20 protein-coding genes are annotated in these 18,474 nt (G+C 60.2%); 8 read left to right on the plus strand and 12 right to left on the minus strand.

Annotation, left to right across the window (positions count from 1 at the left end; translation table 11 throughout):
* Positions 1 to 18 precede the first annotated feature (18 nt).
* Positions 19 to 1,020, minus strand: coding sequence for an ROK family protein (locus M5C01_RS18495; protein ID WP_152740107.1), 1,002 nt, complete (start codon positions 1,018 to 1,020; stop codon positions 19 to 21).
* On the minus strand, positions 1,001 to 2,437 hold the full coding sequence (locus tag M5C01_RS18500; protein WP_152740106.1) for an APC family permease: 1,437 nt from the start codon (positions 2,435 to 2,437) through the stop codon (positions 1,001 to 1,003). Before M5C01_RS18500 ends, M5C01_RS18495 begins: the two co-directional genes overlap by 20 nt.
* Before the next feature lie 205 nt (positions 2,438 to 2,642).
* Here M5C01_RS18500 and M5C01_RS18505 point away from each other — a divergent pair, with 205 nt between their 5' ends.
* A complete protein-coding gene (locus M5C01_RS18505; protein ID WP_152740105.1) occupies positions 2,643 to 3,845 on the plus strand; it encodes an ROK family transcriptional regulator in 1,203 nt (400 codons plus the stop codon).
* A 50-nt stretch (positions 3,846 to 3,895) separates the two neighbouring features.
* On the opposite strand, the gene M5C01_RS18510 is transcribed toward M5C01_RS18505, so the two are convergent.
* Positions 3,896 to 4,120 (minus strand): DUF6555 family protein, encoded by a 225-nt coding sequence (locus M5C01_RS18510; RefSeq protein WP_103497546.1) that lies wholly within the window; start codon positions 4,118 to 4,120, stop codon positions 3,896 to 3,898.
* Between the two features lie 189 nt (positions 4,121 to 4,309).
* Between M5C01_RS18510 and M5C01_RS32915 the strand changes: the two genes are divergently transcribed.
* Positions 4,310 to 5,626, plus strand: a complete 1,317-nt coding sequence (locus tag M5C01_RS32915) for a PAS domain-containing methyl-accepting chemotaxis protein (protein ID WP_103497545.1) — start codon at positions 4,310 to 4,312, stop codon at positions 5,624 to 5,626.
* Here M5C01_RS32915 and M5C01_RS18525 read toward each other — a convergent pair.
* On the minus strand, positions 5,619 to 6,098 hold the full coding sequence (locus M5C01_RS18525; RefSeq protein ID WP_103497544.1) for a RidA family protein: 480 nt from the start codon (positions 6,096 to 6,098) through the stop codon (positions 5,619 to 5,621). The two genes, M5C01_RS32915 and M5C01_RS18525, sit on opposite strands and share 8 nt — an antisense overlap.
* A gap of 135 nt (positions 6,099 to 6,233) precedes the next feature.
* On the opposite strand from M5C01_RS18525, the gene M5C01_RS18530 reads away from it, so the two are divergent.
* From M5C01_RS18530 to ddlA, 4 genes are all read left to right on the plus strand, one after another.
* Positions 6,234 to 7,865, plus strand: coding sequence for a sensor domain-containing diguanylate cyclase (locus M5C01_RS18530; protein WP_152740104.1), 1,632 nt, complete (start codon positions 6,234 to 6,236; stop codon positions 7,863 to 7,865).
* 74 nt (positions 7,866 to 7,939) lie between these two features.
* The gene (locus tag M5C01_RS18535; protein WP_103497542.1) at positions 7,940 to 8,809 is read left to right on the plus strand and encodes a Dyp-type peroxidase; all 870 of its coding nucleotides are present in this window, start codon (positions 7,940 to 7,942) and stop codon (positions 8,807 to 8,809) included.
* Between the two features lie 294 nt (positions 8,810 to 9,103).
* On the plus strand, positions 9,104 to 9,556 hold the full coding sequence (locus tag M5C01_RS18540) for a carboxypeptidase regulatory-like domain-containing protein (RefSeq protein ID WP_152740103.1): 453 nt from the start codon (positions 9,104 to 9,106) through the stop codon (positions 9,554 to 9,556).
* 232 nt (positions 9,557 to 9,788) lie between these two features.
* On the plus strand, positions 9,789 to 10,883 hold the full coding sequence (gene ddlA / locus M5C01_RS18545) for a D-alanine--D-alanine ligase (protein ID WP_152740102.1): 1,095 nt from the start codon (positions 9,789 to 9,791) through the stop codon (positions 10,881 to 10,883).
* Positions 10,884 to 10,907: 24 nt separating this feature from the next.
* On the opposite strand, the gene M5C01_RS18550 is transcribed toward ddlA, so the two are convergent.
* The 3 genes from M5C01_RS18550 to M5C01_RS18560 all read right to left on the minus strand — a co-directional run bounded on the left by M5C01_RS18550 (position 10,908) and on the right by M5C01_RS18560 (position 13,469).
* Entirely contained in the window at positions 10,908 to 11,864 is a 957-nt protein-coding gene (locus M5C01_RS18550; RefSeq protein WP_103497539.1) for a cation diffusion facilitator family transporter, read from the minus strand.
* 357 nt (positions 11,865 to 12,221) lie between these two features.
* On the minus strand, positions 12,222 to 12,893 hold the full coding sequence (locus tag M5C01_RS18555; protein ID WP_103497538.1) for an ATPase: 672 nt from the start codon (positions 12,891 to 12,893) through the stop codon (positions 12,222 to 12,224).
* A 183-nt stretch (positions 12,894 to 13,076) separates the two neighbouring features.
* The gene (locus M5C01_RS18560) at positions 13,077 to 13,469 is read right to left on the minus strand and encodes a tautomerase family protein (protein WP_152740101.1); all 393 of its coding nucleotides are present in this window, start codon (positions 13,467 to 13,469) and stop codon (positions 13,077 to 13,079) included.
* Between the two features lie 199 nt (positions 13,470 to 13,668).
* Between M5C01_RS18560 and M5C01_RS18565 the strand changes: the two genes are divergently transcribed.
* Positions 13,669 to 14,100: a nuclear transport factor 2 family protein gene (locus tag M5C01_RS18565; RefSeq protein WP_103497536.1), complete on the plus strand. Its 432-nt coding sequence runs from the start codon at positions 13,669 to 13,671 to the stop codon at positions 14,098 to 14,100.
* Positions 14,101 to 14,179: 79 nt separating this feature from the next.
* Here M5C01_RS18565 and M5C01_RS18570 read toward each other — a convergent pair whose 3' ends face one another.
* Together M5C01_RS18570 and M5C01_RS18575 are read right to left on the minus strand one after the other, a co-directional pair.
* Positions 14,180 to 14,395: a hypothetical protein gene (locus M5C01_RS18570; RefSeq protein WP_152740100.1), complete on the minus strand. Its 216-nt coding sequence runs from the start codon at positions 14,393 to 14,395 to the stop codon at positions 14,180 to 14,182.
* A 38-nt stretch (positions 14,396 to 14,433) separates the two neighbouring features.
* Positions 14,434 to 15,327, minus strand: coding sequence for a LysR family transcriptional regulator (locus M5C01_RS18575; protein ID WP_248746813.1), 894 nt, complete (start codon positions 15,325 to 15,327; stop codon positions 14,434 to 14,436).
* 193 nt (positions 15,328 to 15,520) lie between these two features.
* On the opposite strand from M5C01_RS18575, the gene lysA reads away from it, so the two are divergent.
* On the plus strand, positions 15,521 to 16,759 hold the full coding sequence (gene lysA / locus M5C01_RS18580) for a diaminopimelate decarboxylase (protein ID WP_152740099.1): 1,239 nt from the start codon (positions 15,521 to 15,523) through the stop codon (positions 16,757 to 16,759).
* A 92-nt stretch (positions 16,760 to 16,851) separates the two neighbouring features.
* On the opposite strand, the gene M5C01_RS18585 is transcribed toward lysA, so the two are convergent.
* From M5C01_RS18585 to M5C01_RS18595, 3 genes are all read right to left on the minus strand, one after another.
* Complete coding sequence (locus M5C01_RS18585; RefSeq protein WP_152740098.1) at positions 16,852 to 17,223, minus strand: VOC family protein; 372 nt, start codon at positions 17,221 to 17,223, stop codon at positions 16,852 to 16,854.
* Between the two features lie 104 nt (positions 17,224 to 17,327).
* Entirely contained in the window at positions 17,328 to 17,990 is a 663-nt protein-coding gene (locus M5C01_RS18590; RefSeq protein ID WP_306110044.1) for a YafY family protein, read from the minus strand.
* Between the two features lie 92 nt (positions 17,991 to 18,082).
* Positions 18,083 to 18,304 (minus strand): hypothetical protein, encoded by a 222-nt coding sequence (locus M5C01_RS18595; RefSeq protein WP_248764372.1) that lies wholly within the window; start codon positions 18,302 to 18,304, stop codon positions 18,083 to 18,085.
* Positions 18,305 to 18,474: the final 170 nt, after the last annotated feature.

Here is an 18,474-nt window from a genome sequence, read left to right on the forward strand (position 1 = left end):
TAAATACCTGGATGTCCGTCAGCCCCGTGGGCTGTCGGGTACGCAAAGAAGATCGCCGGGAATGAAGCTCAGGCCGGCGGCGTCCATGGCCATGCTCAAGGCGCCCCACAGCGGCGCGTCATGGGTAAAGTGGGCGGCGACAATCTCCGGAGGGAAGGGCACCACCTGGCCGATCAGTTGTTTCAGTGCCGGTGCCAGGGTCGAGGCCTGGTGAAACAGCCCGCCGCCGATGGCGATGCGCTCGACATCGAGGGCCACGGCGAGATTGCCGACCTGCACCGCCATGCCGGCGATACGCCGTTCCAGCACCTGGCGAACCGTCAGGTCACGGCTGGCAAACAGGTCCAGGGCGCGGTGGCCCGGCCCGAGCATTTCCGTGGCCAGGCGGGTCAGCGCGGCGCCCGAGAAAAACTCTTCCAGTGGCGCGGCACCTTGTGCGTGGGTCCGCCACAGCTCGGGGTACATCGGGTCGAGAAAGGGCTCCAGCATGTAGCCGATTTCCATGGCCGCGCCGTTCTGCCCGCGAATCAAACGGCCATTGGCGATGGCCGCCGCCGCCAGGCCGGTGCCCAGGTTGAGGTAGATGGCGTTGTCGATGCCCGCCAGCGCGCCCCAGCGGGCTTCGGCCAGGGCGCCGGCCTTGACGTCGTTGTCGAGCATCACGGCCTGGGTGTCCAGGCCTTCGCCCAGCAACGACGGCAGGTCGAGTTCTTCGAACCCCGGCGTGTTCGGTGCCATCAACAGGCTGCGACCACGCACGACCCCGGGGAACACCGCGGCCACGCTGGCCACCCGTGAGGTGCCAAAGTCGCCGACACAGGCGCGTGCCGCCGCGAGGATGCGCTCGAAGGCCGGTACGCCACGGGCGCCGTCGGCATGGGTGGTCAGCCTGCGGGTGCTCAGGTGCTGGCTGACCGGGTCGTAGCAGGCGATCTGGGTCTTGGTGCCGCCGACGTCGATCGCCAGCAGCACACCTTGGGTGGACGCCGTGGCGTCCGGGTTATTCAACGGCTCGTGCATCGTGGGTATCGCTTGTCTTGTTGAAGGGCCAGAGTTGTTGCACCCGCGCCCAGAACAGGTAGGCCACGCAACCGGCCGCGACCCACACCAGCGACCACTGGATCGGGTAGGCGCCAGGCGCGTTGTGGTTGGACGCCAGGTAAATGTAGACCCAGCCGAGCAGGGCGATCACCGCCGGCACCGGGTACAGCCACATGGTGTAGGGACGGCTCAGGTGCGGCTTGGTCTTGCGCAGCACGAACAGTGAAATGATCTGCGCCACCGACTGCACCAGGATCATCACCGTGGTCAGCAACTGGATCAGGGTAGTGAGGTCGGTCAGGCGTCCGATCATGAAACCGCCGGAGGTCAGCACGCCCATGCTCAGGATGCCGTAGACCGGGAAGTCGTGCTTGGGGTGGGTGACGCTGAAGGCGTTGAAGAACACCTTGTCCTTCGCCGCTTCGAACGGTACCCGCGAACCACCGAGCAGGCCGGCGAACACCGAGGCCACGGCGGTGATCAGGATCAGCACGGTGACCACGGCCGCGGCGGTATCGCCCCAGGTTTCACTGAGCAGCACCGAGGCTACGGAGTTGTAGGCCGCCGACTTCTGGTCGAGCATGCGGTGCCAGTCCACCACCCCGAGCACGCCGACCTGCATCAACAGGTAGATCACCAGCATGCCGAGTACCGACCAGACGATCGACTTGGGGATCACCCGGCCCGGTTGTTCGACTTCCCCGGCCAGGTAGGCCGAGGTGTTGTAGCCCAGGTAGTCGTAGATGCCGATGGTCAGGCCACCGGCCATGCCGAGCCAGAAACTGCTGTCGCCGAGGTTGAAGGCGCCTTCGGGAAAGCTGAAGGCCAGTTCCGGATGGAAGTGCGAAAAGGCCGCGGCGATCAGCGCCGCGATACTCGCCAGCATGATCACCCAGAGCACGATGCTCAGGCGGGCGATGGATTCGATCTTGCGCCAGAGCAGCACGATGATCAGCCAGATCAGCACCAGGCCGATGAGGTTGCCGGTGGTCTGGCTCATGTCCGGCCAGAACCAGGTCAGGTACTGCACGAAGCCGATGATCCCGGTGGACATGATCAGCGGGATAAACAGCATTGCGGTCCACACGAACAGGAACGGCAACAGCTTGCCGGTGCGCTTGCCGAAGGCTTCGCGCAGGTAGACGTAGGTACCACCGGCGCCGGGCAGCGAAGCGCCGAGCTCGGCCCAGACCAGGCCGTCGCACAGGGCCAGCAGTGCGCCGAGAATCCAGCCCAGGTAAGCCTGTGGGCCGCCCATGATGACGATCATGGTGGGAATGGTGATGAACGGGCCGACGCCGCACATCTGGCTCATGTTGATGGCCGTGGCGGGAAACAGACCGATCTTGCGTTTGCTGCCGGACGAGCTCTGCCCGGGGGGATTGGAGATGCTCATGCTGTGACGTCCTCTTGCGCGAGTAACCGAAGGTGGCGGCAGGTATCGAAGGTGCTGCGTGCCGGCGATGCCTTGCAGCGACTCGGTATCGTTATTGTTATGGGTTACGGGCGCCTGGGACAGCGGCGACCTGACGAATAGAAAAGCACGTCACGAGTATTAATTCAACTTGATTTAATTAATTGGCAACGCCGATCATTCGCCGATGAAAAGTCTCCAGAACACCCGCACGGTGACCACCGGCACCAACGCTGAACACGCCCGCCTGCACAACCGCCGGGTGATCCTCGAAGCCATTCGCCTGGGCGGACGCCTGACCCGTGCCGACCTGACGCGACTGACCTCGCTGACGGCGCAGACGGTGTCGAATATTGTCGCCGAGTTGCAAGAGGAGGGGATGCTGCTGGTGCATGCGGCCGAGAAGATCGGTCGTGGCCAGCCGCCGGTGCCGTTGTCGATCAATCCGGAGGGTGGCTTTTCCCTCGGCTTTCACGTGGCGCAGCACTCGATCATCGGCGTGATGCTCGACCTGTTGGGCAACACCCGCGCCCAAGTCACCCTGACGGTGAACTACCCCAGCTTCGAAGAGGCTTTGCCGCTGATTCTCGAGACGGTAACGGCATTTCGCGGGCAACTGCCCCACGGACGCTTCCTCGGCGTCGGCGTGGCTCTGCCGGGACCGTTCAGTGTCGAGGGCATGACCGCGGTGGGGCCGACCGCGATGTCCGGTTGGGACGAGCCTGATATTGCCCTGCGCCTGCAACAGGCCGTCGGCCTGCCGGTGCTGCTGGAAAACGATGCCACGGCGGCGACCATGGGCGAGCGCCTGCACGGCATTGCCAGCGACCTGCAGCACTTCGTCCACCTGTTTATCGGCAGCGGCCTGGGGGCCGGCTTGTACCTGGGTAACCGCTTGTATTCCGGGCACTGGCACAACGCCGGGGAAATCGGCCACATGACTGTGGTGCCCGGCGGCAAGGTCTGTCATTGCGGCAACCACGGTTGCCTGGAGCGCTACATCTCCATCGCCGCGTTGCTCGAGCACCTGGGCCAGCGTGCCGACCAGGACATCAGCACCTGGGACATGAGCGAGCCGCACTTTGCCGCTGGTGTCCAGGCCTGGCTCGACGAGGCGGTGCCGGCCTTGCGCCAGGCGATCAATATCCTCGAGTCGCTGCTCGATCCGCAGACCATCCTGATCAGTGGTTTCCTGCCGCCCGCGATCATGAATCGGCTGGTGGAGGGGCTGGAACCGTTGAGCCGTTCCATCAGCAGTCGTCGCGACCGCGAGTACCCACGTCTGCAACTCGGCACCGCCGGGCACGACGCGGTGGCGCTGGGGGCGGCGGCCTTGATGATCCTGGCGGAAATCAGTCCGGACTATGAGGCATTGCTCAAGCCGGAATAAGGGCGCGGCCAGGGGCAACAAACGGCCCCCGGCCACGCAGCGGGAATGTTTCAGGCCTGGCGCCAGCTCACCGCGTCGATGCCGAATTTCTCGGCCATGGGTTTGCTGGTTTTCTTCACCCGTTCGCGACCGAACTTGCCGATGCGGCCCACGCCGGCATCACAACTGGCCCAGTGCCAGGCCTCGGCATTGTCCATGTGCTCCAAGCGAATCACGAAAGACTTGGGCGTGCCATTAAGGGTGTAGTCGATAACGAAAAGCTTTGCCGTGCTCATAAACCTGGGAATCCTCCTGGGGATACGTCCTTGTCGTTCTAAAGTGATCCCGGGGGGCGGAAAAAATTCAGTCGAATTGTTCGCTGGCCGCTCGCTGGAAATAACCCGGAATCCGCCTTCAGAAAAAACTGCCCTAGCCGATGCCAATGACTGATTACCCGCGCTTTCATTTGCCCATCGGTGCCACCCATGTTTAACAAAGGCTTGAAGCAGGAGCTCTCGGCTCTTCGCGAAGAACTCTCCAGCGTCCAGCAAGTCAAGGATAGCCTGGAGCAGGAAATGCTTGTGCTGACCCTGGACCCCGACGGTCGCATCGAATCGGCCAACCAGAATTTCATCCAGGAAATGCTCTACCCGAGCACGTCGCTGGTGGGGCGCAGCCTGGATGAGTTCGTGCCGGACTATCTCAAGCATTCTGACTTTCAGCAGCGTTTCAAGAATGCCTTGACCCGGGGCGAGCATTTCAGCGGTGCGGTGCGCTTGCTGCGCGGTAATGGCCAGGAAGCCTGGCTGCGTTCGATCCTGCAGCCGATTCGTGATTCCCTGGGACGTATCCGCCATTTTTCGATTTATTCCAACGATCTGACCCGCACCATCGAATCGTCCCGCGAGCACGAAAACCTGATCGGTGCGCTGTTGCGTTCCACCGCGGTGATCGAGTTCAACCTGGCCGGTGAAGTGCTCACCGCCAACGACCGCTTCCTCAATGCCATGGGTTACAGCCTGCCGCAGATCCAGGGCAAGCATCACCGTGTCTTCTGCGAGCCGGCTGAATCCAGCAGCGCCGAATACCAGGCGTTCTGGAAGCGCCTGAATGCCGGTGAGTTCGTCGCCGGTCGCTTCAAGCGGGTCGACAGCCATGGTCGCGAGGTCTGGCTGGAGGCGTCCTATAACCCGGTCCTCGATGCCAACGAAAAGCTCTACAAAGTGGTCAAGTTCGCCACCGTGATCACCGCCCAGGTGAACCAGGAGAAGGCGGTGGCCGAGGCGGCGAACATTGCCTACAGCACTTCGTTGCAGACCGACAGCACCGCCCAGCGCGGAACCACCGTGGTGACCCAGGCGGTGGAGGTGATGCGTGATCTGGCCGCGCACATGCAAACCGCCAGCGACGGCATCGAAGCCTTGAATGCGCAGTCCCAGGTGATCGGCACCATCGTCAAGACCATCAGCGGCATTGCCGAGCAGACCAACCTGCTGGCGCTCAACGCGGCCATCGAGGCGGCGCGCGCGGGTGAGCAGGGTCGTGGGTTTGCGGTGGTGGCCGACGAAGTGCGGCAGTTGGCCTCGCGTACCAGCCAGGCTACGGACGAGATCGTCGGTGTGGTCCGGCAGAACCAGGACATGGCGCGGGACGCGGTGTCGCTGATGAACAGCGGCAAGACCCAGGCCGAGGAAGGTCTTGCGCTGGCGGCAGAGGCGGGCACGGTGATCGTCGAGATCCAGGACGGCGCGCAGAAGGTGGTCAATGCGGTCGGGCAGTTCGCCAACCAGTTGTCTAGTTGAGCGCCACTACCATATCCACCTCGACCGAGGCGTTTTTCGGCAGTTGGTACACCCCGACCGAGGTACGTGTATGCACTCCGGCCTCGCCGAATACCGAATACAATACCTCGGACGCCCCGTCGGCGACTTCACTTTGTTGAGTGAAGTCCGCCGCGCTCTGCACGTACACATTGATGCGCAGGACTTTCCTGATCCGTCCGAGGTCGCCGTCGAGCAGCTGGCGCAAAATCGCCAGGGCCCGCATGGTGCTGATCTGCGCCCCGTGCCGCGCCCGCTCCAGTGTGGTTTCGGCGCCCACTCGGCCCGTCACCATCACGGTATTATCGACGCGCGGAATCTGCCCGCTGACATAGACTTCAAGATCGTTCCGCACCGCCGGTACGTAGTTGCCGCCGATCTTCATTTCACCCTCGAAGCTGTAGCCGAGTTCCCGGGCGATGGCATCAAATGAGGCGTTTCTGGTGTCTGACATGGTCCAGCTCCTGATAAGTGATGTTCAGTGCATATGGGCTAAGCGCGATTCTGCCTACGCAAGGCTTTGCTATGGCGTGCGTGTAGCGTTGGGGAAAATAGCGAAAAGTGTAATGTCGTCGGTTACACTTCGATAATGTCAAAAAAACATCATGCCGTTTTGACCTTCGCCCGAATCTACAACAGCGTGTTGACCCGATTGCTGGTGTTGGCGCTGTGCATTGTCGTGTCTGGCGCTATCGTGCGCTATTACGTATTGACCCACTTCCTGCGCGAGGACCTGAGCGCCGTTGTGGAAGGCCAGCAACTGGCGTTGGCGACTTATGTCGCGCACGATGTCGACAGCAAGATTGTTCGGCGCAGGCTCTTGATCGAGCGCCTTGCGGCCAGCATGCCCCTCGACTTGTTGGCGCAGCCTGAACAACTGCGCGGCTGGCTGAAGGACCGATCTCCCTACCAGGCCCTGATCTCGACCGATCTCTTTATCGTCGACGCCCGTGGCAAGCGGGTGGCGGGCGACCCCAATCAAGAAGCTTCTCCCGATAGCGATTATGCGGATCGTGATTATGTTCAGGCCGGGTTGGCCGGTAAGCCCTTTATCGGCCGGCCGATCGAGGGCCGGTCGAAGGCGGAACCGATGCTGCCGATCTCCGTGCCGATCAGGAATGCAGAGGGCGAGGTCCGGGGCGTCATCGTTGGCATGATGTCGCTCGCCGCCCCCGGGTTTCTTGATTCCTTGCTGCAGAGCCGCGGGGGAACGACAACGGGCGAGTTCCAGCTGGTTTTTCCGGAAAGTCGCCTGCAGATCGAATCTTCCACGCAGGGGATCGGTTTCAAGCCGGTATCGCGGCCGGGCCTCGATGCCCTGATGGACCAGGCCATGGCGGGTTTTCGCGGTACCGGGATCACGCTCAACGCCGAGGGCAAGGAAGAGCTCCGCGCCATGGTCTCCGTACCCAGCACGGGTTGGTTCATTGTGGCCAGCCTGCCTGGCCACGAGGCCTTTTCAACCGTTGAGCGAACCCAGCGTTTCCTGATCAGGGGGGCCATCGCCTCGATTTTTCTGTTCGGCATTATCTGTTCCATCGTGCTGTATTTTTTCTTTCGTCCGTTGTTCCATGCCGCTGCCCAGGCGGACTGCATGACCCGAGACGAACTGCCCCATGCGCCCCTGCCGGTGGTGCGTAACGATGAAGTCGGTCACTTGATCTCGGCGTTCAATCGCCTGTTGCTCAAGCTCAACGAGAAGCAGGCGGAGCTCGAGAAGATCGCCCATCACGACACCCTGACAGGCTTGCCCAACCGCCATCACCTCTCTGGCCGCTTGCGTCAGGTGTTGGCGCAGGCCCAGCGCAAAGGCACGCAGGTCGGCTTGTTGTTCATGGACCTCGATGGCTTCAAACGAATCAATGACACCCTTGGGCACGAGGCCGGTGACGAGGTCTTGCGTCAGGTGGCGAAGCGCTTTGGCGCGGTGGTGCGGCTGAGCGATACCCTGGCGCGCATCGGCGGTGATGAGTTCGTGATCCTGCTGAGCGAACTCGGGACCGATGCCGAAGACACCGTGAGTACCGTGGCCACCAAATGCATCGCGGCGCTGAGTACGCCCTTTCTGATTGCCGGCACGGTTTGCCAGGTGGGGGTCTCGATCGGTATCGCCCTGGGCAACGGCGAGAGTTCCGCCGATGCGTTGCTGCTGGCTGCTGATCGGGTCATGTACCAGGCCAAGAAAACCGGGCGCGGTCGTTATATGACACAGAAGCTCTGAGGGCGCCGTCGCTTCAGTCGCAAGCGTAGCGAGCGCAACAAAGGTAAACTCCGTGCTTTGCCAAAGGAGCTCCCATGAGTCACTACCAGCCCGGCATCCTTGCCAAGCCTGTGCCCTTGCAGGCACGCCACCTGTTTTTCGCCCTTGAATCCGCCGAAGCATTGCCGGCCGCACTCGACAATCTCACCCGGCTGGTGGACGTAAAGCATACCGTGGTCGGTTTTGGCGAGTCGTTGGTGCAGGCGCTGGGTGGCCATGTCCAAGGGTTGCGGGCCTTTCCCGTTATCACCGGCGTAGGTGTGGATAATCCGTCGACCCAGCATGCCCTGTGGTGCTGGTTACAGGGTGAAGATCGTGGCGATTTGCTGCTGCGCAGTCGTGCGCTGGAGCAGGCGCTGGCGCCGGCCCTGAAGTTGGTGCAGATGACCGAGGCCTTCCGCCACAAGAGCGGCCACGACCTGACCGGTTATGAAGACGGCACCGAGAACCCGGTGGACGAGGCCGCGGTGGCGGCGGGGATCGCCGCGGACGGTGGCAGCTTTGCCGCGATCCAGCAGTGGCAGCATGACCTGGATGGTTTCGCCGCGCTGCCCGCTCATGAGCAGGACAACATCATGGGGCGGCGCAAGAGCGACAATGAGGAGCTGGACGACGCACCGGAGTCCGCCCACGTCAAACGTACCGCCCAGGAGAGCTTTGCCCCGGAGGCCTTCGTGGTGCGCCGCTCGATGCCCTGGTCGAACGAGCAGGGTGCGGGCCTGATGTTCCTGGCATTCGGCCATTCTTTCGAAGCCTTCGAGGCGCAACTGCGGCGTATGAGCGGCCTGGACGATGGCATCGTCGACGGCTTGTATCGCTTCAGCCGGCCGATTACCGGCGGCTATTACTGGTGCCCGCCGTTGCGCGAAGGGCGCCTGGACCTGAGTGTGCTGAACGCCGCTTGAGCCGCTGCCGTGCCTGACCCACGCCCGATGCCAGCCATCGGGCGTTTTCCCCCGTATTTCTGGAAACCGGTTGTCCTATCCGGCCTCCGCCATGGCTTGAAATTGATCTAAGCGGGCCGTCGGTCGGCACTAGACTTTAAAGTGCAGTCGTTGCGAGAAGTGAAGTTAACCCCCGCTCATCCGCGCCGCTTGCTCGCCATCCAGAGACCCGCACCCGACTGTCGAACGAAATCGGGCGACAGCCCCGCATGAAGGATGAGACTCGGGCTCCATCGGAGCCAGGGAGTGTTCATCATGATCTCCATTCGTGTTCTTTTAGGCTGTGCCTTGTCCGGGCTTGTGCTGTTGGGCGTGTCCTCGACCGCTTGGGCGGTGGGTGGCAGTGAACCGATCAACCAGGACGCGGTACAGCTGTCGCCGCAGACTCAGAACGGCGTGTCTTACCTGGTGGGCGGGGTCGGCGAGGATGAGACCCAGGCATTGCTGCATACCCGTGGTTACAACCTGCATATTGTTTCGACCGTCGGACCCAAGGGCGAGTACCTGCCCGATGTGGACATTACGATCCAAAAGGCTGGCGGAGAGTCGGTGTTGTCGCTGACTCAGGTCGGACCGATGGTCTACGTCAAGTTGCCCGAGGGCAAATATGAGGTTGTCAGCCGCCGTAATGGTCACGAGGACCGGCAGAGCGTTGTCCTCAATGGTATGGCTGGCCAGACGGTGAATGTGCATTGGCGAAACGAATGATGCGAGTTCTGTAGGAACCGGCTTGCTGGCGATGGCAGCGGTGCGTAGTGCATCGTAATTGCCAGTGACAACCGCGTTGCATCTTGCACCGCAATCGCCAGCAAGCCGGCTCCTAGAGTGCTGTAGTGTTCAAAAAAAGCGTAAATCAGGGGATGCCAAACCAGCGCCTTGCGAATAGTCTGCGCACAAAGGGAATCTCCCTGAAACACAGATTTGGACACGAGGTCGGAAGATGGGCAAGTTGCGAGTCGGGATTATTTTCGGTGGGTTGGGGGCGGAGCATGAGGTGTCGCTGCAATCGGCGCGCAATGTGGTCGATGCACTGGACCGCGAGCGTTTCGAGCCGATCCTGATCGGTATCGACAAGCAGGGCCGCTGGCACCTCAACGACAGCTCCAACTACCTGATCAACGCCGAAAACCCGGCGCTTATCGCCTTGAACCAATCCAATCGCGAACTGGCCGTGGTACCCGGCAAGTCCAGCCAGCAGTTGGTGGACACCAGCAGCCAGGCGCTGCTGGAGCAGGTCGATGTGATTTTCCCCATCGTCCACGGCACCCTCGGTGAAGACGGTTGCCTGCAAGGCTTGCTGCGCATGACCGACCTGCCCTTTGTCGGCTCCGACGTGCTCGGCTCGGCGGTGTGCATGGACAAGGACGTGAGCAAGCGCCTGTTGCGCGATGCCGGGCTGGCGGTGACCCCCTTTATCACCGTGAACCGGGCCACCGCCGCGCGGCTCGGCTTCGAGGCCGCACAGGCGAAGCTGGGCCTGCCACTGTTCATCAAACCGGCGAACCAGGGCTCGTCGGTGGGCGTGAGCAAGGTGGAGACCGCCGAGGAGTATCAGGCCGCCTTGGCCCTGGCGCTGAGCTTTGACGAAAAGGTCTTGATCGAATCGGCGGTCAGCGGGCGGGAGATCGAATGCGCGATCCTCGGCAACGACCAACCGATTGCCAGCGGTTGCGGCGAGATCGTCGTGCGCAGCGGCTTCTACTCCTACGACAGTAAATACATTGATGAGCAGGCCGCCGAAGTGGTGGTGCCGGCGGCGATCAGCGAAGAGGACAGCGAGCGCATTCGCGCACAGGCCATCGAGGCGTTCCAGGTGCTGGGCTGCGCCGGGTTGGCGCGGGTCGATGTGTTTCTTACCACTGGCGGCGAAGTGCTGATCAACGAGGTCAACTCGTTGCCCGGCTTTACCCGCATCAGCATGTACCCCAAGCTCTGGCAGGCGGCGGGGATGAGCTATAGCGAGCTGGTAAGCCGCTTGATCGAACTGGCGCTGGAGCGGCATGCGGCGCGCAGGAGTCTGAAGAACAGCCGTTAAAAGGCCCGTGGAAGAGCCCAGGTTTCAGGCTCCGGATCTGGACGGGTCGAGATGGTCCAGGTCCGGCCGATGCCAGGGGTCAATGTGCGTCATCAGGTTCAGGACCCGATGGCGCAGCATGACATTTTCACGCGCGGCCACGGCAATCGCATGCCCTTCTTCAACGGAAATAGAAGCCTCGACTTCGATATGTGCATCGACCGCGAGCATGTCGCCCATCTTGCGTGTGCGTACATCGTGCACACCCTTGATGCCGGGGGTTTCCAGGAGCGTAGTGCGGATGGACGCCACCTCTTCTTCATCGGCGGCGCTGTCCATCAGGTCGTTCAAGGCGTTCCAGCCGAACGACCAGCCCATCCTGGCAATCATGCCGCCGACCACCAGTGCGGCAATCGGATCAAGAATCGGATAGCCCGCCAGATTGCCGACAATCCCGACACCGACCACCAGCGACGAGGCCGCATCCGAGCGTGCATGCCAGGCATTGGCAATCAACAGGCTAGACTTCACCTTCTTCGCCACGGCGAGCATGTAGCGAAACAGCAGTTCCTTGGTCACCAGCGCGGCGCCCGCCACCCATAGCGCGGTGATGTGTACTTTCTGGATGGATTCCGGGGTTTGCAGCTTGAGCACGGCCGAACCGATCATGCCGATGCCCACGGCCAGCAGCAGGAGCCCGAGGATCATCGAGGCGGCGGTTTCAAAGCGCAGGTGCCCATAGGGATGGCCTTCGTCGGCGTCCTGCTTGCTTTTATGGCCGGCGAACAACACCACAAAGTCGGCAATCAAATCCGACAGGGAATGAATACCGTCGGCGATCAGGCCTTGGGATTTCGACAGGATACCGACGATGATCTGAATGCAGGACAACGCCAGGTTGACCCCGACACTGACCCAGGTACAACGGGACGCCGCTGCCGCACGTTCGGCAGGACTGTAGCGTTCGTCCTCGTGTTCGTCGGAGAACTGTTCATCGTTCATTAGAAACTTCTTCCCTTATTTGCAAATGACTCTCAGCCCGCGGCGCACCAGGCTAGTCGACTAACCAGGTGTGGGTTCTGAGGTCATTGGCAATCATTGGCGTTCGCCTTGAAACAGACGAGTTCAAGGGATAAAGCATACTCAAAAGTTGAAGGGGATACACAGGCTATTTAAATAATCAGGGCGATTGAAAATTTGTTTCGTCTGCATATTGCTTATGTTCTTAAATGCGAATCTTAATGTTTAATCGTGTCGTGTTCGAAGGCACTTGTATTGACGCCAATAGTGGCGGGATATTGATTGCTGGCGAGTAGAAAATAGCAGGGGAAGCGTGGCTTCCCCTGGCGATGTATGGAATCAGTTGGTGGCGACCCGATCGGTTTCACCGGTGGTCACCAAGGCTTTGAGCGAGGCATCGAATTGCTTCAGGGCATTGACCTGCAAATCGCGTTGCTGGTTGATTTGCGCGGCAATCTCCGGCGCGGCCTTGCCATGGACCCAGACCGAAGGCAGTTCCTTGCCACCGAAGCCTTCGGCCTTGCCGATGTACTGCAGGTTCGAGTCGTAGAACGTGGCGACGAAACGCGCTTCGAACTGGCTGTTGCGCTTGGTCACCAGACGGCTGTAGGTGTCGAGCATCACCACCACGTCAGGACGGGCCTTTACCAGCGCGTCGAGGTTGTCGTAGACGGTCACCGAGCTGAACTGTTTCTGCAGCGAGCCCATGAGCCAGTCGATGGCCAGCTTCGGATCTGAGCTGTTGACGAAGGCGTCGCTGATGCGTGGGTCCAGTGCCGCATTCTTCGCACCGCTCAGCGCAACGCTATGGTAGCGCTCAAGGTACTGGAGGGTGCTGACGGTGTTTTCACTGTAAAGCACCCCCACCGATTGGGCGTGCTTGAGGCTGGCGGCACTGTCGGCCACCGGCAGGAAATGGCAGGATTGATCGTCCGCCGCGTAGGCTGGGACGGTAGCGACGAAGCCGCCGGTCAATACGGCGACAAGAGCCAGCAAGGTAGAAATTCTCATCGCGCGTTTTCCTTCTGAAGTCGGTTCGGCATGACGCTATCCTCCTCCTTTGACAGAAAAACTGAACTTGCATTCCTTGATGGTTACTATCAACTGAACGAATGATAGGCGGCCTTGCCTTGTAGTGTAGCCGTCAATGGGGCGTCGTATTGAGCGCGCCACCCCAATATTTAAAATGTCATCTCATTCCGTTGGCGCGTACTGCATCTCGCCGTTGCCGAACGACCAGTCCTCGCGTTTTACATCGATCAGGTTGATCCACACGTCCTCTTTACGCAGCCCGGTCCGGGTATGAATCCCCTCGGCGATCGCCCTGTAGAACGCCTTCTTGACCGCAACCGTTCGTCCGGCATTCCAGGTCACCTGGATAAACACGATGTTCGGTGTATAGGTAATACCGAGATAACCGTCAGCGGGATAGACCAACTCATCCCTGGCATGGCGGTTGATGATCTGAAACTTGTCGTGTTCAGGCACATTGGCGGTATGGACCATGGCCAGGTAAACCACATCGCTGATGGTGGCAATGGTTTCAGGAGCGGTGTCGGCGGCCACATCGATTCTGACTAAAGGCATGGGTTAATCCTTTTGCGTAGGTTGGCGGTACGGCCAGGCGTTCAACGGCACGTGTCACGAAGCTAGGCCGGAGCGGTGGATTCATCAAGCACTTCGTCCGTCGGTCTGCCCGGCAAAAGCCTGTTGTGTTGTACGATGACTGACGATATTGTCGGCAGCTAAAACCGCCCCCGTGCCCATAACAACAAGGAATTACCCCATGACAAGAATCAAGCTGCTTATTGGTTTCCTGTGCCTCTTCAGTGGCTACGTAGCCGCAGCCCCTTCGACGGGAGAGAAGGAGGTTGCCGCCGCAGTGGATCACCTGACCCAGGCCATGTTGACCAGGGATATCCCTGAGTTGAAAGCCCTGACCTCCGAGAACCTGACCTACGGGCATTCCAGCGGGAAGGTGCAGGGCAAGAAGGACTTTATCGGCGATATCGAAACAGGGAAAAGCGCGTTCAAGACGCTGGAGATGCAGAACCAGACCATCACCCTGTCAGGTGACGTGGCGTTCGTCCGCCATCACTTTTCGGGACAGGCGATCAAGGGCAGCGAGTTGATTCCCACTGAGATCGAGAACTTCCAAGTCTGGCAGAAGCAGCATGGCAAATGGTTGCTGGTTGGCCGGCAGGCTTTTCATCTCTGACATATGAGTCATAGAGGGGAGCCTATCGAGTCGGCGCTGAACATGGCCAACGTTTCGCGCTGACGACAGGCTCTGCTGGCTATGGGAAAGCAAACTGTTTCAGTGCCGCTATCATGGCGATAACCAGGGCCGCAAGTCCCACAGCAGTAGTCCATTGAGCTTGCGGTGTATCGGCGAACCATGAGCCCTTGGCTGGGTATTTACCTCGCGTCAGCAACTTCACGACGGGCCAGCCGACGGGAAAGCAGATGGCGCGAACAATCACTTCGGTCAGCATATCGTCGAGCAGGTTCATACGTCCTTGTACCTGGTAAGAGCATCAATGCCTGGAGTCTACAAGTTCACCCTTGAATGAGCACTGATCGCCGCCAATCGGGCTTCAATTGCTGCAGCCTCTTCCCGCAAGGCTTCCTCAAACAGGCTGACCAGCCTGGAAGCCGGGCGGTGCAAAGGTTTGATCAGGCTGACGGTAAAGGGGATCGAAACGGTGAAGGGGCGGATCTCCAGGCCTTGCCCGACGAAGTCCAGGGCTGTCAGCGGGTTGACGATGGCCAGGCCGACACGCTCGCGAACCATAGCGCAGACCGAAGCGGCACTGTGGGTCTCCAGCACCCTGTGTCGCTCGACCTGGGCTTGTCGGAAAATTTCGTCTATCTGTTGCCGGTAGCTATCGAGGCTGGACAAGCTGATAAAGGGTTTCAAGGCAAAGTCTTCAGGTGCCAGAACCGATTTTTCCAAAAGCGGATGGCCAGTCGGTAAGACGCAGACTTCATCCACCGTCATCAAGGGGGACAGCTCTGTCCCCGGCGGCGCATTCGCCACTTCGGTCAGCCCCAGGTCGTAGCGCTGCGCCGACAGCCACTCCTCCAGCAACGGTGATTCCTGCTGCGTGATGCTCATGCTCGCTTTGGGGAACTGCGTAACGAAACGCTGGCACGCCTTGGGCAGCAAGGATTGCGAGAACACCGGCAGGCAGGCAATCGATAGCTGGCCCTGCTCGAACTCGCGCAATGACGCCGCTGTATTGAGAATCCGCCCCAAGCCGAAGTAGGCCCGTTGCACCTCCTCGAACAGCGAGAGGGCCTGTGCCGTCGGTCGCAGGCGGCCGCGCACGCGATCAAACAGTTTGAGTTGAGTCAGTTGCTCAAAACGCGCCAGTTCGCGACTGACCGTCGGTTGGGAGGTATGCAACATGGCCGCGGCCTCCGTCACGCTGCCGCTGGTCATCACGGCCCTGAACACTTCTATATGGCGCAACGTGGCTGACATGGATCTGCTCACCGATTTCGAAAGCCATATCATAAATGAATGATCTTTCTGAATATTGATATTTTATGATTGAGTCTTGTTTCGTCATCATGCCGCCGACTGCGCGATAGCCCCTTGCTGCGCGCGCATTGCTTGCCTGAGACCTGCTGATATGAAAACCCTCGCTGACAACTTGCTGTTGCAACTGGCCGAGCAACATGGCACTCCTTTGTGGGTGTATGACGGTCGCTTGATTCAAGAGCGCATCCGGCAGCTTTGCGCATTTGACACAGTGCGTTTTGCCCAGAAAGCCTGTTCCAACCTCCATATTTTGCGTTTGATGCGCGAGGCCGGAGCGAGGGTGGATGCGGTTTCTCTCGGCGAGATCGAGCGGGCGTTGCAGGCCGGATTCAGTACCGATTCTGTGGCGGGAGCGGCAGGTATCGTGTTTACGGCCGATGTGTTTGATCGGGCCACTTTGCAGCGAGTAGTGGAGACGCAAGTCGAGGTCAATATCGGCTCCATTGACATGCTGCATCAACTGGGGCCGCTTTCCTCCGGCCACCGCGTATGGCTGCGGATCAACCCGGGCTTCGGTCACGGGCACAGCCGCAAGACCAATACCGGCGGCGAAAACAGTAAACATGGGATCTGGCACACCCAGCTGGACGAAGCCCTGAGGCTGGTTCGGGACTACGGCCTGCATCTGGTGGGCCTACATATGCACATCGGCTCCGGGGTGGATTACCAGCATCTGCAGCAAGTGTGCAGCACCATGGCGGAATTGGTCGTGGGCCTGGATCAGGATATCGAGGCCATTTCAGCCGGTGGCGGATTGTCAGTGCCCTACCGAGCGGGCGAACAGCCTGTGGATGTCGATCATTACTTTGCCCAATGGGACCACGCCCGCAAGCAGATTGAACGCCATCTGGGCCACCCGGTTCGCCTGGAAATCGAGCCGGGGCGCTTCCTGGTGGCAGAGGCCGGTGTACTGGTATCGGAAGTGCGTGCCACCAAGCCAATGGGCGGTAACCATTTCACCCTGGTCGATGCCGGCTTCAATGACCTGATGCGTCCCTCGCTGTACGGCAGTTATCACGAGATATCGTTGCTGACCCGGCGCGATCAGCCATTGCCTATGCGGGCGACGGTTGTGGCCGGACCTCTTTGCGAGTCCGGCGACGTCTTCACCCAGTCTGAAGGTGGGATCGTCGAGTCTCGCCTGTTGCCCAGTGCCGAGGTCGGCGATTATCTGGTTTTCCATACCGCTGGCGCTTACGGCGCCTCCATGTCTTCCAACTACAACAGCCGTACCCAGGCGGCGGAGGTGTTGGTGACGGGTAGCGAGCATCGTCTGATCAGGAAGCGCCAGACGCTGAGTGCGCTGTTGCTGCTTGAAGAAGACGACTGACAAGGCGGAGCGCGGGAGTTGGCCCCACTCGCCCGCCGACACTGCGGGTGAGTGGGATTGCCGACCTGGGGAGGTGCTCGCCTGGTCCGCCACTAGGCGTCCGACGAAGCGAACACACGCAGTCGATGACCGTCCGGATCAAGGGCGACAAAGGTATAGCCGAAATCCATCTCTACCGGTGTCTGGAGAATGCTCAGCCCCTTGGCGAGCCACGCTTGATAGGTTGACTCAACCAGCGATTTTTCCGCGACGGAGAACGCTACTTCTCCGGCAACCCCGATGTCGGCGACCCGTGGTTCCACCGTGTGCTTCGACCAAAGACCCAACATGACCCCGGAGCCCAAGGCGAACATCGCAAACGTGGCCGAAGCCTCTATCGCCGCGCTACCGAACAAATCGGCGTAGACGCGGGCGCTGGCTTCTGGGCTGTCGACATACAAGATGAAAAAATTGGGCTTGATCATTGAAGGGCTCCTGGCCTGGGATGGAAGTGGTGCTATCAGCACAGTGCTGACTGGCGCTTTCTATCCTACGCAGGCCCCTACCCATTTTTGTCAGCAGTCATCGCCTATTGGGGCCTGATTCCTTCCTGTAGACGCCAAGCCTTCAGCAGTGCCTGGCGTCGGCGCGGATATCGCTCCTGGGCCACCTTGAATTCGGTTATCCGGTCACTGCGGAAATGCCGAAAGCCCTCACGCAGTTCGCACCAGGCCACCAGTACGCGGGCTTCATCAAAATAACCCAGAGCAAACGGCCAGATGATTCGGCAGGACTGTTCGCCTTTCAAGTCCTGGTAGACGATGTCCACTTTCAGTTCTGCCCTGATCGCCTGGCGAATCAGCGGCTGCACAATGTCTACCGGCAACGGCGAGGTGCTGGGCCCGATGAGTAGCGCAGAGGCGTCCAGTTCGTCCCTCAGGCCTGATGGAAGGACCGCCGAAATTTTATCCAGGGCATTACGTGCTGCCCGACCCAAGCGTTCATCTGCACGCTCGACTACCCAGCGCGAACCCAGGACGAGGGCCTCTATCTCCTCCTCTGAAAACATCAGTGGCGGAAGTAGAAAGCCGGGGTGCAGCACAAATCCCAGTCCGGCTACCCCCTCGATATTTGCGCCTTGTTCCTTCAAGGTCCCGATGTCCCTGTAGAGGCTGCGCAAGGTGATGCCAAGCTCCTGGGCCAGCACTGCACCGGCCACCGGAAAGCGGTGGCACCGTAAAATCTGGATCAAGGCCAGGAGACGTTGGGAGCGAGACATTGAGGTGAGTTCAAAAAAGGTGATGCTTGAGAGAATTTCATATCAGAGAAGGCACTACAACCACCCTAGGGGGTGACCCATGCGCAGCTCGAACTCAAGGCCCAGTCCGGCGGCGCGTTCGCCCGGGCCTGACCGTCGAACGAGGCGATTCGTCTGGCAAGCCGGTCGACGAAACCATCCAGCTCGACATCCGGTAACGCACGATTGAGCCAGCCATAGCGTTCCGCCGTCAGCGCATCGAAGTCGTCGCCGCCGAGTATGGTTTTATATACATATAAACGTGTCAAAAGTTGAGAGGGGGAGGGCGGAAGCCATTCATTTGCGGGCTTATTTTCGTATTCATGAAACTGCCCAAAGCAGGTGTTTAATTCGGTTTCGATGTCAAGTGACGAACGGGGTACAAACTTTACCTAGTCTTTACTTTGGCACGTTGCGAATTCATCAAAAAGAACTGTCT

Source organism: Pseudomonas sp. MWU12-2319 (genome assembly GCF_023242525.1).
Lineage (GTDB): Bacteria > Pseudomonadota > Gammaproteobacteria > Pseudomonadales > Pseudomonadaceae > Aquipseudomonas > Aquipseudomonas gingeri_D.